At 68.8% G+C, this 14,953-nt stretch carries 16 protein-coding genes; 8 read left to right on the top strand and 8 right to left on the bottom strand.

Annotated elements, in window-relative coordinates; genetic code table 11:
• Positions 1 to 86: 86 nt before the first annotated feature.
• Positions 87 to 824: a VOC family protein gene (locus ACWFRF_RS14130; protein ID WP_452450249.1), complete on the bottom strand. Its 738-nt coding sequence runs from the start codon at positions 822 to 824 to the stop codon at positions 87 to 89.
• A gap of 272 nt (positions 825 to 1,096) precedes the next feature.
• Between ACWFRF_RS14130 and ACWFRF_RS14125 the strand changes: the two genes are divergently transcribed.
• Positions 1,097 to 2,428 carry an MFS transporter gene (locus tag ACWFRF_RS14125; RefSeq protein ID WP_452450247.1) on the top strand — a complete coding sequence of 444 codons (1,332 nt, stop codon included), beginning with the start codon at positions 1,097 to 1,099 and terminating at the stop codon, positions 2,426 to 2,428.
• 14 nt (positions 2,429 to 2,442) lie between these two features.
• On the opposite strand, the gene ACWFRF_RS14120 is transcribed toward ACWFRF_RS14125, so the two are convergent.
• A complete protein-coding gene (locus ACWFRF_RS14120; RefSeq protein ID WP_378988616.1) occupies positions 2,443 to 2,859 on the bottom strand; it encodes a DUF3099 domain-containing protein in 417 nt (138 codons plus the stop codon).
• A gap of 83 nt (positions 2,860 to 2,942) precedes the next feature.
• Here ACWFRF_RS14120 and ACWFRF_RS14115 point away from each other — a divergent pair, with 83 nt between their 5' ends.
• On the top strand, positions 2,943 to 3,182 hold the full coding sequence (locus ACWFRF_RS14115; RefSeq protein WP_056815556.1) for a DUF3039 domain-containing protein: 240 nt from the start codon (positions 2,943 to 2,945) through the stop codon (positions 3,180 to 3,182).
• Here the strand turns inward: ACWFRF_RS14115 and ACWFRF_RS14110 are convergent.
• Positions 3,152 to 4,315 carry a YihY/virulence factor BrkB family protein gene (locus ACWFRF_RS14110; RefSeq protein ID WP_379313031.1) on the bottom strand — a complete coding sequence of 388 codons (1,164 nt, stop codon included), beginning with the start codon at positions 4,313 to 4,315 and terminating at the stop codon, positions 3,152 to 3,154. The genes ACWFRF_RS14115 and ACWFRF_RS14110 overlap by 31 nt on opposite strands.
• A 206-nt stretch (positions 4,316 to 4,521) precedes the next feature.
• Between ACWFRF_RS14110 and ACWFRF_RS14105 the strand changes: the two genes are divergently transcribed.
• The gene (locus ACWFRF_RS14105) at positions 4,522 to 6,231 is read left to right on the top strand and encodes a DEAD/DEAH box helicase (RefSeq protein WP_452450599.1); all 1,710 of its coding nucleotides are present in this window, start codon (positions 4,522 to 4,524) and stop codon (positions 6,229 to 6,231) included.
• 40 nt (positions 6,232 to 6,271) lie between these two features.
• On the opposite strand, the gene ACWFRF_RS14100 is transcribed toward ACWFRF_RS14105, so the two are convergent.
• Positions 6,272 to 6,874, bottom strand: a complete 603-nt coding sequence (locus ACWFRF_RS14100; RefSeq protein WP_452450245.1) for a TetR/AcrR family transcriptional regulator — start codon at positions 6,872 to 6,874, stop codon at positions 6,272 to 6,274.
• Between the two features lie 161 nt (positions 6,875 to 7,035).
• Here ACWFRF_RS14100 and ACWFRF_RS14095 point away from each other — a divergent pair, with 161 nt between their 5' ends.
• A complete protein-coding gene (locus tag ACWFRF_RS14095; protein WP_387442493.1) occupies positions 7,036 to 7,773 on the top strand; it encodes an SDR family NAD(P)-dependent oxidoreductase in 738 nt (245 codons plus the stop codon).
• 118 nt (positions 7,774 to 7,891) lie between these two features.
• Here the strand turns inward: ACWFRF_RS14095 and ACWFRF_RS14090 are convergent, their stop codons facing one another.
• Positions 7,892 to 8,440 carry a hypothetical protein gene (locus ACWFRF_RS14090; RefSeq protein WP_379316547.1) on the bottom strand — a complete coding sequence of 183 codons (549 nt, stop codon included), beginning with the start codon at positions 8,438 to 8,440 and terminating at the stop codon, positions 7,892 to 7,894.
• Positions 8,440 to 10,170 (bottom strand): DEAD/DEAH box helicase, encoded by a 1,731-nt coding sequence (locus tag ACWFRF_RS14085; protein ID WP_378989122.1) that lies wholly within the window; start codon positions 10,168 to 10,170, stop codon positions 8,440 to 8,442. The genes ACWFRF_RS14090 and ACWFRF_RS14085 overlap by 1 nt, the downstream gene beginning before the upstream one ends.
• 138 nt (positions 10,171 to 10,308) lie before the next feature.
• Between ACWFRF_RS14085 and ACWFRF_RS14080 the strand changes: the two genes are divergently transcribed.
• On the top strand, positions 10,309 to 11,067 hold the full coding sequence (locus ACWFRF_RS14080) for a TetR/AcrR family transcriptional regulator (RefSeq protein WP_378988626.1): 759 nt from the start codon (positions 10,309 to 10,311) through the stop codon (positions 11,065 to 11,067).
• 101 nt (positions 11,068 to 11,168) lie between these two features.
• Here the strand turns inward: ACWFRF_RS14080 and ACWFRF_RS14075 are convergent, their stop codons facing one another.
• Positions 11,169 to 11,363 carry a DUF7455 domain-containing protein gene (locus ACWFRF_RS14075; RefSeq protein ID WP_378988628.1) on the bottom strand — a complete coding sequence of 65 codons (195 nt, stop codon included), beginning with the start codon at positions 11,361 to 11,363 and terminating at the stop codon, positions 11,169 to 11,171.
• Between the two features lie 402 nt (positions 11,364 to 11,765).
• On the opposite strand from ACWFRF_RS14075, the gene ACWFRF_RS14070 reads away from it, so the two are divergent.
• Genes ACWFRF_RS14070 through ACWFRF_RS14060 form a run of 3 tightly spaced genes read left to right on the top strand, consistent with a single transcriptional unit; the run spans position 11,766 to position 13,841 of the window.
• Positions 11,766 to 12,137 (top strand): DUF952 domain-containing protein, encoded by a 372-nt coding sequence (locus ACWFRF_RS14070; RefSeq protein WP_452450242.1) that lies wholly within the window; start codon positions 11,766 to 11,768, stop codon positions 12,135 to 12,137.
• Between the two features lie 37 nt (positions 12,138 to 12,174).
• Positions 12,175 to 12,657, top strand: a complete 483-nt coding sequence (locus tag ACWFRF_RS14065) for a cation:proton antiporter regulatory subunit (RefSeq protein ID WP_101466659.1) — start codon at positions 12,175 to 12,177, stop codon at positions 12,655 to 12,657.
• A gap of 5 nt (positions 12,658 to 12,662) precedes the next feature.
• A complete protein-coding gene (locus ACWFRF_RS14060; RefSeq protein WP_378988632.1) occupies positions 12,663 to 13,841 on the top strand; it encodes a cation:proton antiporter in 1,179 nt (392 codons plus the stop codon).
• On the opposite strand, the gene ACWFRF_RS14055 is transcribed toward ACWFRF_RS14060, so the two are convergent.
• On the bottom strand, positions 13,842 to 14,732 hold the full coding sequence (locus tag ACWFRF_RS14055) for an MHYT domain-containing protein (RefSeq protein WP_379316300.1): 891 nt from the start codon (positions 14,730 to 14,732) through the stop codon (positions 13,842 to 13,844).
• Positions 14,733 to 14,953 lie beyond the last annotated feature (221 nt).

Here is a 14,953-nt window from a genome sequence, read left to right as displayed (position 1 = left end):
TAGTTCCTCTCACGGACTGGATGGAAAGCCGCTGGGTCGCAGTGGCACATCGGCTGTGCTCGCGGCAGGTCGCTGTCTGTGGCGGTTCAGCCGGTGTACGGGTCCCGGGATGTCACGCAGTACAAGGCATTTCCGGGGTCACGCAGGACGATCCAGTGTTCGGCGTCGGTGACCCGGGTGGCGCCGAGCGATTCGTGCCAGGCCGCGGTGGCGGTGATGTTCGACGAGGCCAGGTCGGCGTGCGCGCCGGTGGGGCCGGGTTCATCCAGGCGCTGGAGCAGAAAGTGCAGTGGCTGGTCGGGGCCGCGCAGGCGCGAGAATTCCGGGCGGCGGCCGGGCTTGTGGGTCCAGTCGGTGAGTGTCTGCCAGAAGGCGGTATCGGCGTCGATGTCGGTGGGGGACAGGTCGAGGCAGATCTGGTCGAGGCGGGTCACTGTGCCATCGGGCGCGGTCGACACCGTGATCGGCGCCGGACCGAGACCGGCCGGCTCGGTAGACGGAATGAGACAGAACGTCTGTCCGGCAGGCGATTCCAGCACGGTGTAGTCATCCATCTCGGCGATCACGTGGGCGCCGAGCCCGGTCGCGGTCGCGATCGCCGCGGGGAGATCGTCGACGTCGAGATCCAGGTGGATGCCGCCGTCGTCGTGGACGGCTTGCATCTTGATCCACGCGGGCCCGGTGGCGGGCAGCAGGGTGATGAACTCATCGTGTTCGCCGCGCGGTGGCGAGACGGTGGAGTCGGTGACCTTCGCCCAGAATCGTGCGCAGTCGGCGAAAGTATCGACGGGTCGGTCGAGAAAGGCCCAGGTCCAGCGAATCATGCTGTCTCCCTTCCGCTATGAGGGCACCTCGGAAGCCGTCGGCCGGATTCGGTTGTCCTGTCGGGCAGCTCGGGTGGTCCTGTCCGAACGGTAGGCGGCCCGCGCTCCGCTGTCGACAGCCTTGTCGGTTCAGCGTGCGGGGCTCCGCTGTCACGGCCTTCGTGCCGCGTTTCGCTCGCGCGCGCCCGGCCGACCCGTCGATGGCAGGATATTGACGAAACATGTCACACCGGCCACTCGCTCGCCCGCCGTCGATCCGGCACGCTGGCCGAGTGACCGATTTACGTGCGCCCGCGCCGCCCACCGGCGACGACCCGGCCGACAACCTCACTTCCGCACCGGCATCGGTCACCGACGAACGTCGTCGACTCCATCCCGCGTGGATCGTGGCGGGCGTCGGCTTCGTCGCCCTCCTCGGCGCGGCCGCCTTCCGCTCGGTCCCCAGCGTCCTCATCGAGCCGCTGCACACCGAATTCGGGTGGTCACACGCCACGATCTCCACCGCCATCTCGCTGAACATGCTGCTCTACGGCCTGATCTCGCCGTTCGCCGCCGCGCTGATGGACCGATTCGGCATCCGCAAGGTGGTGTGTTCGGCGCTGGTGCTGATCGCCGCGGGCAGCGGGCTGACGGTGTTCATGACCCAGGCGTGGCAGCTGGTGGCGACCTGGGGATTGCTGGTGGGTGTCGGCGTCGGGTCGATGTCCATGCCGTTCGTCGCGACCATCACCGGCCGTTGGTTCGTCCGGAGTCGTGGCCTGGTCACCGGAGTGCTCACCGCGGCGGGCGCCACCGGTCAGCTGGTGTTCCTGCCGCTGGTGTCGATGCTGGCCACCGAGCACGGCTGGCGGCTGCCGTCGTTGATCGTGGCGGCAGTGGCGCTGTCGGTGGTGCCGCTGGTCTGGCTGTTCGTGCGCGACTATCCCAGCGACGTCGGTGTCCGCGCGTATGGGGCGCCGACCGATTCGGACGCGGGCGCGCGAGTCCCGATCGTGGGTGGTGCCAACCGGGCGTTGAAGGTACTCGCCTCGGCCGCGCGCCGACCCGGATTCTGGCTGCTGGCGGGCGGTTTCGCGATCTGTGGGGCCTCGACGAACGGCCTGGTCGGTACCCATTTCGTCACCGCGGCCCACGACCACGGCATGCCGCCGACCACCGCGGCCGGACTGCTCGCCCTGGTCGGGATCTTCGATGTGGCCGGCACCATCGCCTCGGGCTGGCTCTCGGACCGCGTGGATCCGCGCTACCTGCTGCTCGGCTACTACTCGCTGCGCGGGCTCTCGCTACTGATCCTGCCGTCGCTGCTCGGCCCGCACACCGAGCCGAGCATGTGGGTGTTCATCGTGTTCTACGGCCTGGACTGGATCGCGACCGTCCCGCCGACCGTGCTGCTGTGCCGCGAACTCTTCGGCGCGGACGGTCCGATCGCGTTCGGCTGGGTCTTCGCCGCCCACCAGGTCGGCGCCGCCGTGGCCGCCACCGGCGCGGGCTTCATCCGCGACGTCCAGGGCTCCTACGACCTCGCCTGGTACGTGGCGGGTGGGCTCTGCGGGATCGCCGCGGTCATGTCGATGCTGGTCCGCAGACCGGCAACGGCCGTGTAGCCGAACCGCAGCCGCTATTCCAGGGTCTTGTGCTGTCCGGATTCCAGCGCGATCTGGTTCGTGCGGCCGTCCCAGCGGCTGGGTTCGTCCTTGGTCCGCGGCGGGCGGTCGTTGGCGATCAGCACCGCGATCCACGGCAGCGGCACCGAGGCGGCGATGATCAGGATCGAGAGCAGCGGGTTCTCGAACGCGCTGTAGGCGATCGCGGCCAGGATCAGGCAGGGGATCCGGAAGGCCATGATGAACGTGTAGCGGCGCACCCTGGCGCGATGCTGGTCGTCGAGCGAGGGCGCGGCCTCGGTGATCAGCACGGCGTGTTCGGCGGGGGCGGGCCGGAAGAACCCACGCGAGGACTTGGGCTCGGGGGGGATCGTCACTTCCGGGTCCGGCTTCGGTTCGTCGGCGCCTGGGACATCGCCGTAGGACTGCATACCCCGAGTCTTCCACTCGGCGTCATCGAGCGCACACGCGGCTGGTCAGCGACCCGGGGCCGGGATGCGGCATCATGGAAGGCGTGAGTACAGACACTCTGGTACGCCCGGAAACCACGACCGACGAGACGACCAGCGACGACACCCCCAAATTCTTCCATTACGTGAAGAAGGACCGGATCGCCGAAAGTGCCGTGATGGGCACGATGGTCGTCGCCCTGTGTGGCGAGGTTTTCCCGGTGACGCGTTCGGCCAAGCCCGGCTCGCCCGTGTGCCCGGACTGCAAGAAGGTCTACGAGGGCTTGCGCAAGGACGGCGACTGAGCCGAGGGCTCGGTCGGTGACGCCGGTGCCTCGGAGCAGGCCCCGGCGGTTTCGTCGTGCTCATCGTCATCGTCGTCGTCACCCCGCACCTGGCTGGTGATCCATTCCTTGACCTGCTCGATCCGGGTGGCCCGGGCAGGCCAGAACTCCTGAACGGCGGCGTTGAACTCCGCGCCCAGGATCACCGCGAAGCCGAGGAAGTACGTGAACAGCAGGAACGCGATCGGGGTGGCCAGCGCGCCGTAGCTCACCCCGGTGGCGGTGATCCACGACAGGTACCGGCGCAGCAGGTCGCTGGCCGCCATGAAGAAGACCCCGGCCACCAGCGCGCCGCCGAACAGCCGATGCCACGGCAGTGATTTGTGCAGGGCCAGCTTGTAGAGCGTGGTCAGCCCGACGATCAGCAGCAGCCCGACGATCGGGTAGTAGAACGTGTCGATCAGCCGCAATCCCGGCTCCCGCCACGCTTCGGGCAGCACCCGCCCGATCCTGGTGGGACCCAGTGCGATCACCGGCAGGATGAGCACCGCGGCCACCAGGAACTGCACGTAGAGCAGCAGCGCGAAGATCCGCTGCCAGATCGGATGACGGGCGTCCTGTTGTCCGTGCGCCTCCACGATGGCGTCGACGAAGGTGGCCATCGCCGAGGATCCGGCCCACAGCGACAGCACGAAACCCACCGACACCAGCGCGCCGCGCCCTCGGCCGAGCACGTCGTCGACGGTCGGTTCGATCAGGTCCGAGACCACCGACGGGCTGAAGAACTCGCGGCTGAACGCGATGATCTTGCTCTCCACGATCTGCACGGTGTCGGGCCCGAACAATCCGCCCACATAGCCGAGGCTGCCGAGGAGGCCGAGCAGCAGTGGTGCCAGCGACAGGGTCTGCCAGAACGCCGCCGCCGCGGACTTGGCGAAAATCGAGTTGTCCCAGCACTTGACCGCGACCCGGACCACCAGTCGCCATGCCGTAGCGAGCCATCGCACCCACGGCGCGTGATCGCTGCGACGTTGCGGAGCGGCCCGCGCGCCGACCGCAGGGCGCGCGGGCGAGTCGCGGGGCGGGAGCGCCTGCGGCGGGTGCGCCGCGTCGGCAGCCGGGACCTGGTCGTTGTTCATCTCGGTGTCAAGCATCCCGCACGTTGGGGGTCTGTGTGGTGCGGGCCGGGCATCGTGTCGGCGGGTAACAGGTAAATGGCCGGTGACCACGGGCGCGGTTGTGATGCCTGTCGCCCACCCCGCGTCGGTTTGGCGACACGCCGCATCGGGCGGCTAGGGTCGACTGCGTGACTGGGTCGGGTGGCGCCGCTACGGCGAAGCAAGCGGGGACACCGGGCGAGATTGCCGCGGGAGGTGCCCCGTCGGGTTCGTTGCGCGCCTGGCAGCGGCGCGCGTTGACGAAGTACCTGGCCACCAAGCCGCGTGACTTCCTCGCGGTCGCGACGCCCGGCGCCGGTAAGACCACCTTCGCGCTGCGTGTTGCCGCGGAGTTGCTGGCCGATCGTACGGTGGATCAGATCACCGTCGTCGCGCCGACCGAGCACCTCAAGCACCAGTGGTCCGCCGCGGCCGCGCGCACCGGGATCCAGCTGGACTCGCGGTTCTCCAACTCCACCGGCGCGACCTCCGGCGACTATCACGGCGTCGTGGTGACCTATGCCCAGGTCGCTGCCCACCCGACACGACACCGGGTGCGCACCGAGAACCGTCGCACGCTGGTGATCCTCGACGAGATCCACCACGCGGGCGACGCCAAGACCTGGGGCGAGGCGACCGAGGAGGCGTTCGGCGACGCGACGCGCCGACTGGCGCTGACCGGAACCCCGTTCCGCAGTGACGATTCGAAGATCCCGTTCGTCACCTATGAGCCCGACGAGGGTGGGTTCCCTCGTTCGCGCGCCGACCACTCCTACGGCTATGCCGACGCGCTCGCCGACGGCGTCGTGCGTCCGGTGGTGTTCCTGGCCTACTCCGGTGACGCGCACTGGCGCGACAGCGCGGGCGAGGAACACACCGCCCGCCTCGGCGAACCGCTCAGCGCCGAACACACCGCGCGGGCCTGGCGCACGGCCCTTGACCCGGCAGGTGACTGGATCTCGGCGGTGCTGCGTGCGGCGGATGTGCGCCTGCGTCAGCTGCGCGCGTCGGGCATGCCCGACGCGGGCGGTCTGGTGATCGCCACCGATCAGGAGCGGGCCCGCGATTATGCCGAACTGCTCGAGCACATCTGTGGCGAGCGGCCGTCGGTGGTGCTCTCGGACGACCCGCAGTCCTCGCAGCGCATCGGCGAGTTCGGGAAGGGCACCCAGCCGTGGATGGTCGCGGTGCGCATGGTGTCCGAGGGTGTCGACGTGCCACGCCTCGCCGTCGGCGTCTACGCCACCAGCGCCTCGACGCCGCTGTACTTCGCGCAGGCCATCGGCCGTTTCGTGCGTGCCCGCAAGCCGGGCGAGACCGCGAGCGTGTTCCTGCCGTCGGTGCCGGTGTTGCTCGACCTGGCCGCGCAGCTGGAGTTGCAGCGCGATCACGTGATCGGCAAGCCGCACCGCGAGAAGGACGGCCTCGACGACGAGCTCCTGATGGACGCGAACAAGGCCAAGGACGAGCCCGGAGAGGACGAGAAGTCCTTCGTCGCCCTCGCCGCGGACGCCGAGCTCGACCAGGTGATCTACGACGGTTCCTCCTTCGGCACCGCCACCATCGCGGGCAGCGACGAGGAAGCCGACTACCTCGGCATTCCCGGTCTGCTCGACGCCGACCAGATGCGTGCTCTCCTGCGCGACCGTCAGACCCGTCAGCTGGCCGACCGTAGTGCCGCGCAGGAGTCCGCCCCCCAGCCGGCGGCCGTCGCCGAACGTGTCGCCACCTCGGACAAACTGGGCGAGCTGCGCCGCGAACTCAACAGCCTCGTCGCGATGCACCACCACCGCACCGGCAAGCCCCACGGCGTGATCCACGGCGAACTCCGTCGCGAATGTGGTGGTCCGCCTACGGCCTTGGCGAGTGTCGATCAATTGGGTGAACGTATCGCCGCCCTGCGTCGAATCTGAGAGACCGAACCTCGCCGACGCGCCGGCCCGCGGGCTTCGCCTAGCGTGTCGCGGCTTCGAGTGTGCGCAGCGCGCTGTCGACGGCGGCGCTGAGTTCGCCGGGGCTGACGCCGTCTCTGGCCTGGATCGACAACCCGTACAGAACGGTGCTGTACAGCATGGCCAGCGAAGCCGTGTCGGTGTCGGCGGCGAGATCGCCGTCGGTGACGCCGCGATCGAGACGTGCGCGGATGTCGGCCGTGGTGTGGCGACGGGCTTCGACCAGGAATTCGCGCACCGCGGCGTTGCGGGTGGTGTAAGTCGCGCCGGCGAGGACCACCATGCAGCCGTTGGGCAGACCGGGGTCGGTGTAGTGGGTGATGTTGTCGCGCAGCATCGCCTCGATCGCGGCGTAGGCGGTGGGTTGCTCGCGCAGCGCCGTCGCCGTGTAGGAGCCCTCGGTGCGGCGGTAGAGCTCGACGGCGGCGCGGAACAGGGCCTCCTTGTCGCCGAAGGCGGCGTAGAGGCTGGGGGAGTTGATGCCCATGGCGGCGGTGAGGTCGCTCATCGAGGCGCCGTCGTAGCCGAGCTCCCAGAACACCTCCATCGCGCGACGCAGCGCGACCTCACGATCGAAGCCTCGGGGGCGCCCGCGCTCTGCCATGCGAAACCTTTCTGTGCCGATCGGTAAATATACCGTGCCCGCGGCGGCGGACGGCCTCGTCCACTTATTTCTGTGTCGATCGGTAAGAAACTCTTGACGAGGGTGCTGTGGATACGCTTCTCTATTTGTGTATCGACTACTACAAAATTGGAGCAAACCTGATGACGAGCAGCAACACCGTGGCCCTGGTGACCGGCGCGAGCCGCGGGATCGGCGCGGCCATCGCCCGCGCACTGGCCGCCGCCGGCACCGATGTGGCGTTCACCTATCAGCGCGACGAGGTCGCCGCGAAGGCGGTCGCCGCCGAGATCGAGGCGCTGGGCAGGCGGGCGCTGCCGATCAAGGCCGACAGCGGCGACGCCGCAGCGGTCGTCGCCGCCGTGGAACAGACTGCGCGCGAACTGGGCGGGCTCGACGTCCTCGTGAACAACGCGGGTATCTTCCCGGCCAAGCCCTACGAGGAGTTCACCCTCGACGAGATCGACCGTGCGCTGAACATCCACGCCCGCGCCGCCTTCGTCGCGGGCCAGGCTGCCCTCCCGTACCTCGGTGACGGCGGCCGGATCATCTCCATCGGCTCCAACCTGTCCGAACGCGCGCTCTTCGGTGGACTGTCGCTCTACAACCTCAGCAAGTCGGCCCTCAACGGCTTCACCAAAGCCCTTGCGCGCGAGCTCGGTCCGCGCGGCATCACGGTCAACCTCGTCCAGCCCGGACCGACCGACACCGACATGAACCCCGCGGACAGCGGGCACGCCCCTGCGCAACGGGAGTTCAACGCGCTGGGCCGATTCGGTGCCGCCGCCGACGTGGCCGACCTCGTCGCCTTCCTCGCGGGTCCGTCGGGCCGATCGATCACCGGCGCGATCCTCACCGTCGACGGCGGCACCAACGCCTGAGCGGCGGGCGCAGCCCGAACGGGCTCTGTGTATCTTCCGGACGCCGGCTTCGTCGAGCGGGATCGGCAGGACTCACGGATAACCCGTTGCGTTCCAGGAGGTCTCGTCGGCCGATCGCCTAGCGGACGATGTCGAAGAAGTCGGCCGGGTCGAGGGTGTGCAGGGGAGTCCAGCGTTGTTCCTGGGCGGACGCGTCGGATTCGGCGGTCGCGTCGAAGTAACCCTGCAATTCCAGTGCGAGGCGCGGATTCTCGTCGACCCCGCGCGCGATCGTGTACAGCGTCGCGAACACGTGCAGGCAGCGCGCGGTCCGCGCCGAGCAGGAACAATCGGCGCTGACCAGGGTCGGCGCGGGGGAGTGGCCCGCGTCGACCAATGCCCGGTGCATCTCGTCGGTGAGGACGGTCGGGTCGGTGATCGTCTGGCCGATCGCGCTCACCGCCGCCCGCGACAGCGGCGCCACCTCGACGTGCGCGATCGAGGCCTGACCGCCGCGATGCAGGTGCGCGCGCACCGTTCGCCCCTCGATCTCGACGCGCACACCGTCGTTGCGCGCGATGCTGCGGGCGCGGGGCAGCAGTGGTTCCGGCCGGGTCTGGCGCAGCGGTTCGGCCAGGCGCACCCAATCCCGACCCCACTGGGTGTAACCGAATTCGTTGTCGGCCATCAGTTCTCTCGCTTCCGGCGCAGGATGTCGACGAGGGCGTCGTCGTCGAGGCGGGCCAGTTCGGCGATGCCCGCCGCATCGGACAGGTCCGTCAGCGCGGACTTGCGGGTGTGCATCGCGGCGATGTGCTCCTCCACCGTGGTGGCGCTGGTGAGGGTGGTGACGGTGACGGTGCGGGTCTGCCCGATCCGGTGCGCCCGGTCCGAGGCCTGCGCCTCCACCGCCGGATTCCACCAGCGATCGAAATGGATCACATCGGCCGCGCGGGTGAGGGTGAGGCCGGTGCCCGCCGCGCGCAGGCTCAGGATCAGTACCGGCGGCCCGTCCGGCGCCTGGAAGCGGGTGACGAGGTCGCCGCGCTGGGTCGCGTCGAGCCCACCGTGGAAGAACGGCGCGTCGACGCCGAACTGCTCGGCCAGGTGCCGCACCAGCAGATCGCCGGTCTTGCGGTACTGGGTGAAGATCAGCGTGGGGTCACCGGTGTCGAGGTTGGTGGCCACGATGTCGGTGCACAGGTCGAGTTTGCCGGAGCGGCCCGCGAGTTCGCCCAGGTCGCCGGAAACCAGTCCGGGGTGGTTGCACACTTGCTTGAGGTGGGTGAGCGCGGCCAGTACCCGTCCCTGTCGTTGCAGGCCGGAACCGAAGCCCTCATCGAGGGCGTCGGCGAGCACCGCGTCGTACACCCGTTCCTGCTCGGCGGTGAGATCGCACAGCAGATCGCTGTGGATCTTCGCGGGCAGTGACGCCGCCACCTGAAGCTTCTTGCGTCCGAGGACAACCGGCTCGACGGCGTCCCTGAGTCGTGCCGCGGCCGTGGCCGACCCCTCCTCGATCGGCCGCACGAACCGGCGCCGGAACTGCGTGCGATGCGCGAACAGTCGCGGCACGGTGAGGTTGAGCAGTGCGAACAGTTCGTCGAGGTGGTTCTCCACCGGCGTTCCGGTCAGCGCGACCTTCGCGTCGGCGGTCAGCGCGCGCGCCGCCCGCGACACCTGGGTGCGCGGGTTCTTCAGCGCTTGCGCCTCGTCGAACACCACGGTGGCCCACTGCTCACCGGTCAGTGCCGCCCCGTGCAGCCGCAGGGTCGGATACCCGGTCACGAGAACCGTCCCCGCGCCGGCGGGCACCGCGCCACCGCGCCACGACACCGCCTTCAACCCCGGTGCGAACCGTTCGATCTCGTGCACCCAGTTGCCCACCAGCGAGGTCGGGCACACCACCAACTGCGGACCGTCGGAGCGGCCCTGCAGGAACCCGATGGTCTGCACCGTCTTCCCGAGCCCCATCTCGTCGGCCAGCACGGCCCCGCCGAACGCCGACACGGTCTCGCGTAACCACCCCACCCCGCGGACCTGATACGGCCGCAGCGTGGCATCGAGAACTCCCGCCAGCTCCCCGTCGAGGGCCCGTGTCTCGCGCAAGACCCGCGCCGCCCGCTCGGCGGACACGATCGCGGTGCCGACCGCGTCGGGGACGGCGTGCGCGGCGGCAGGCAAGGCGAAGGACCGCTCATCGGTCATCGACGCGCGCCAGGCCAGCGCGGACGGGGCGAGGTCGCCGAGGGTGACGTCGGCCAGCTCGGCGGGGGTGACCACCGCGGTCGCCACCTCGACGGTTTCGATCGCCCCGCGCTCACCGACCGGCAGCGCGAGGGTGAGCTGTTCCGGATCGCCGACCCCCGTCGGCGCGGGGCCGGTGTCGTGCCCGGTCCACGTCCACAGGGCGAACAGGTGACGGTCGGGAAGGTAGGTGGCCTGAATGGCGGGCAGAACGTTCTCCTCTGATCGGGCAGCACGAACAACCGAACAACGTACACTGTACTGAGTTTGTTCCCGAACGCTCGACACAATCTCCGGAGAGGATGGCTCGTGCCCGCTGACCAGGACGGGGAATCGACCGCTCAGGCCACCCGGATCCTCGAATTGCTGTGGCGGCACTCCTTGCCGTCGAAGCCGGGCGCGCGCGGCCCGAAACCCGGGCTCACCGTCGACGACGTGGTGGCGGCGGGTATCACCCTGGCCGACCGCGACGGCATCGACAAGCTGACGATCCGTGCGGTCGCCACGCAACTCGGTCTGCGCGCGATGAGTCTCTACACCTATGTCCCCAGCAAGGACGCCCTGATCGTGCTCATGGTCGACGCCGTGGCCGCCGCGGACTCCCCGATCCCGGCCGACCTGCCGGTCCGCGAACGCATGATCACCGTCGCCACCCGGATCAGGGCCGAGCTGATCGAGCACCCCTGGCTCCTCGCGGTGTCCCCGTGGCGCCAGGTGCTCGGCCCCGCCCGGATGCGCCGCTACGAACATCAGCTGGCCGCGATCGAGGGCATCGGCCTGAGCGATCTGGCCATGGACCGCGCGATCGCGGTCCTCACCGACTTCGCGACCGGCAATGCCCGCCTCGCCATCGCGGCCGCGGGCGCCGCCGCGCAGCTGAGCGACGCCCGATGGTGGGAGGTCAACGGCCCCTTGCTGGCCCAGGTGATGCCCGCAGGCGAATTCCCGCTCGCCGGGCGGGTCGGTACGGCCGTCGGCGAGCACTACCAGGCGCCCGCCGACCCGGAGGGCGCGTTCGACTACGGCGTGGCGACCCTCGTCGACGGCATTCTCGCCGACGCCCGATAGCCGGGATACCCGGATACAGCGACAGCGGGCGCCCTGTCCGGGTCGCCCGCTGTCGGGAGTTTTCTGTTGTCAGATGTGGTTGTTTCGGACGCGAGGAGTGGTCAGATCGCGGGAGCTTCGTCCGTGTTGAGCACGGCTTCGAGTTCGCGCAAGCGGTCCATGTGTTCATTCGCGTGGTGCTGGCAGAAGAGCAACTCGCCACCCGCGGGAAGCACGGCACGCACTCGGGCAGCCGCCCCGCAGCGATCGCAACGATCGAGTGCGGTCAGTGGGGTGCTGGTCAGTGTTCCTGGCATGACTCCTCCGTCCCGGCTCCCGGCGCTGCGTGGCCGTTCGCCTAGGTGTGGGCCTCGTGGTCACTCCACGCGGCTCGCATCCGCTACTTCCCAGCAGTGGTACGACTACTCTGTCAGACGTTCGGGGTTCAGGCTTTGTTCCCGGAAGTGAATCTTTGTGTTTTCGATAACAGACCTGCGGTTTCGCTGAAAGCGAACACCCGCCGGTCGTCGGTCTCGAGCACCCACCGATCACCCGCGAAGCGCTGATGCCACCTCCCACTCGAACCTGCCGCTCACCGATATGTCGCTCGCTGCGGTGTTGCTCGTTACGGACGAGCCGAGCACCGAAGCGGGCCGAACACGATCGAGTTGTGACAGGGTCTTGACCGTCCGAACCTGTTGTCTACCCGGAGATTACCCGTGACATCCGACACTCACACCCTTGTTCACCTGTGTTCTTCCCAAGAATGGGAGGAAGCTCGCCGCGTGGGCGAGCGCAGACCGCCTTCGCTGGCCGATGCGGGCTTCGTGCACCTGTCCACCCCGGAGCAGGTCCACCTGCCCGCCAATCGACTCTTTGCCGGGCGCGCCGACATGGTCGTGCTGTGGCTGGATCCGGCGGCGTTCACCGGTGCGGTGAAGTGGGAACCGGGCGTGCCGAGCGACCCGTCGTCGATGCTGTTCCCGCACCTCTACACGGCGCTGCCGGTCGCCGCGGTGCTGGCCGCGCAGCCGTATCTGCCCGGATCCGACGGCGTGTTCAGCACACCGCGCCGGGAGGGAGTGGCGTAGACCACAATCGCGGCCGGGCGCGGCTACTGTTGACGGTGTGAACGTCGACGTCACAGCGCTACCGGGCATCGGAGTGCGCAAGGATTTCGAAGTCAGGTCGGGGCGCCGCGTCGGGGTGGTCGCCCACCGCGACGGTGACATCGATCTGATCGTGTCCAAACCCGACGACCCGGACGCCATCGCCGCCCAGGTGCCGCTGTCCACCGACGAGGCGTCGGTGCTGGCGAACCTGCTCGGCGCGCCGCAGCTGGTCGCCAAACTCAACGACGACCATCGCGATCTGCCGGGCATCACCACCCGCCAGCTCGCCATCGTCGACGAATCCCCCTACGCGGGCCGGACGCTCGGCGAGACCGGCATGCGCACCCGCACCAAGACCTCGATCGTCGCGGTGATGCGCGCCGGTCAGCTCCACCCGTCACCCGGCCCGGACTTCACCTTCACCGAGGGTGATCTGCTCGTGGTCGTCGGCACCCCGGACGGCCTGGAAGCGGCCGCGAAGATTCTCGTGCACGGCTGACCGCCGTGACCTCGCAGGCCTTGGCTCTGCTCGAGCTCGGCGTGATCTTGTTCGCGCTGGGGATCTGCGGGCGAGTGGCGGGCCGCTTCGGGATGTCCCCGATTCCGCTGTACCTGCTGGGCGGACTGGCGTTCGGCCGCGGCGGTTTCATCGAGCTCGACGCCGCCACCGAGTTCGGGCACATGGCGAGCGAGATCGGCGTCGTGCTGCTGCTTCTGCTGCTCGGGCTCGAGTACACCGCCCCCGAGCTGATGACCGGTCTGCGGCGCTCCTGGGCCGCCGGAGTGCTCGATCTGGTGGCCAACGCCCTGCCCGGGGTCGCGGTCGCGCTCATCATGGGCTGGGGTGTGCTCGGCGCCGTCGTGCTCGGCGGGGTCACCTACATCTCGTCGTCGGGGATCGTGGCCAAGGTGCTCGATGATCTGGGCCGTCTCGGTAACCGCGAGACGCCCGTGGTGCTGTCGATCCTGGTGCTCGAAGACCTCGCGATGGCGGTGTACCTGCCGATCCTGACCATGATGCTGGCCGGGTTGAGCCTGCTGAGCGGATTGATCTCCCTCGCGGTCGCGCTGGCGACCATCACGGTGGTGCTCGTGGTGGCGCTGCGGTTCGGGCGGGTGGTTTCGGCCGTGCTCGACAGCGCCGATCGCGAGGTGTTCCTGCTCCAGCTGCTCGGCGCCGCGCTGCTCGTGGCCGGGGCGGCCTCGGCGCTCAATGTCTCGGCCGCGGTCGGCGCGTTCCTGCTCGGCATCGCCATCTCGGGGTCCACCGCGCACGAGGCCGCGAAACTGCTGGAGCCACTGCGTGATCTGTTCGCGGCGATCTTCTTCGTCGCGTTCGGTCTGTCGATCGACCCGACCGCGATCCCGCCGGTGTTCGCCTGGGCGGTCGCGCTGGCGGTGGTGACCACCGGCACCAAGATCGCGGTCGGTTGGTGGGCGGCGAGCAGGCAGGGAATCCGGCAGATGGGTCGGGCGAGGGCGGGCGCCGCGCTGGTGGCGCGCGGCGAATTCTCCATCGTCATCGCCGGATTGGCGGTCGCCTACGGCAAGGCCGACGCGAAGCTGGCCGCGCTCGCCTCCGCCTATGTGCTGCTGATGGCGATCCTCGGCCCGATCGCGGCCCGGGTCGTCGAGCCGGTGGCCGAATTCGTCAGGCGCCGTTCGGGTGTCGCGACGACCTGATCAGTCGACGACCCGGCGTGGCCAGGCGCCCGCACCGTCGTAGCTCAATTCCTCGGTGCGGTACTCGTGCTGGACCGGCGGCGCGTACTGCGCGGCCGGGCGCGCGGGCTTGACCGGTCGCGGCTGGGGCCGGTGCCGCGAGGTGAGCCACATGCGCGGCAGGGCTTCCTCGTTCTCGATCTCGGTGAGGCTCACACTGATCAGCACGAGCATGGTGACGATGCTGCTCACCCCGATCAGCGGCGCCAGCAATTGCATCGCCTCGGCGCCGGTCGCGGGCGCGGTTTGATGTCCGGTGTGCGCGTGCATCGAGGCCATCCCGGTGTAGTGCATGCCGCACACGGCCACACCCATGATCAGTGCCGCACCCACGGTGGCGAGAAAACCCTTGACGCGCAACGTGAACCACAGAGCCACGACCGAAGCCACCACCGCGATCACCATCGACAGGGCCACGATCGCCGGGTCGTATCGCACGGTCGCGCTGGATCTCATCGCGTACATGCCGGTGTAGTGCATGGTCCCGACACCGAGGCCGGTGATGACGCCACCGGAGAGCAGTGAGCGCAGGGTCGGCTGCGGCTTGTTGACCATGAACAGCCCGATTCCGACCACCACCATCGCGGTGATCGCGCTGAACAGCGTCAACGGGATGTCGTAGCGGATCTCGGTGCCGCGGATGGTGAAGCCGAGCATCGCGATGAAATGCATGACCCAGATCCCGGTCCCGCCGATCGCGATCGCGGCGCCGATGAGCCAGCCGACCCGTCCCTCGGTGGCATTGCGCCCGCGGGCCGCGCACTGCAGTCCGAGCAGACAGCCCGTGACGGACATGAAGTAGGCGAGAACCGGGGTGATCCAGCCGTAGCTGAAGTGATAAATGTCGAGCACGCGCGAAAAACCCTCAATGCCGATACCGCAGACTTGAGGCGGTAGAACGAAAAGCTGGGTGTGACGATACGGCGAAGATCGCCAATCCGTGTCCTCCACAGTGCAATCCAGCAGTGTGGGTTTGATCACGAAAAGATTACTCACCGATTTACTGGATAAAACAGACCGCTAGGAATGTAGCGGAGGAAACAAAAAAGAGGCCCGCACCACCGATTCGGTGG

The sequence above is a fragment of the Nocardia sp. NPDC055165 genome, from assembly GCF_053606985.1.
The sequence above is the reverse complement of the archived record's forward strand: the minus strand, read 5'-3'. Positions and strand labels throughout refer to the sequence as shown.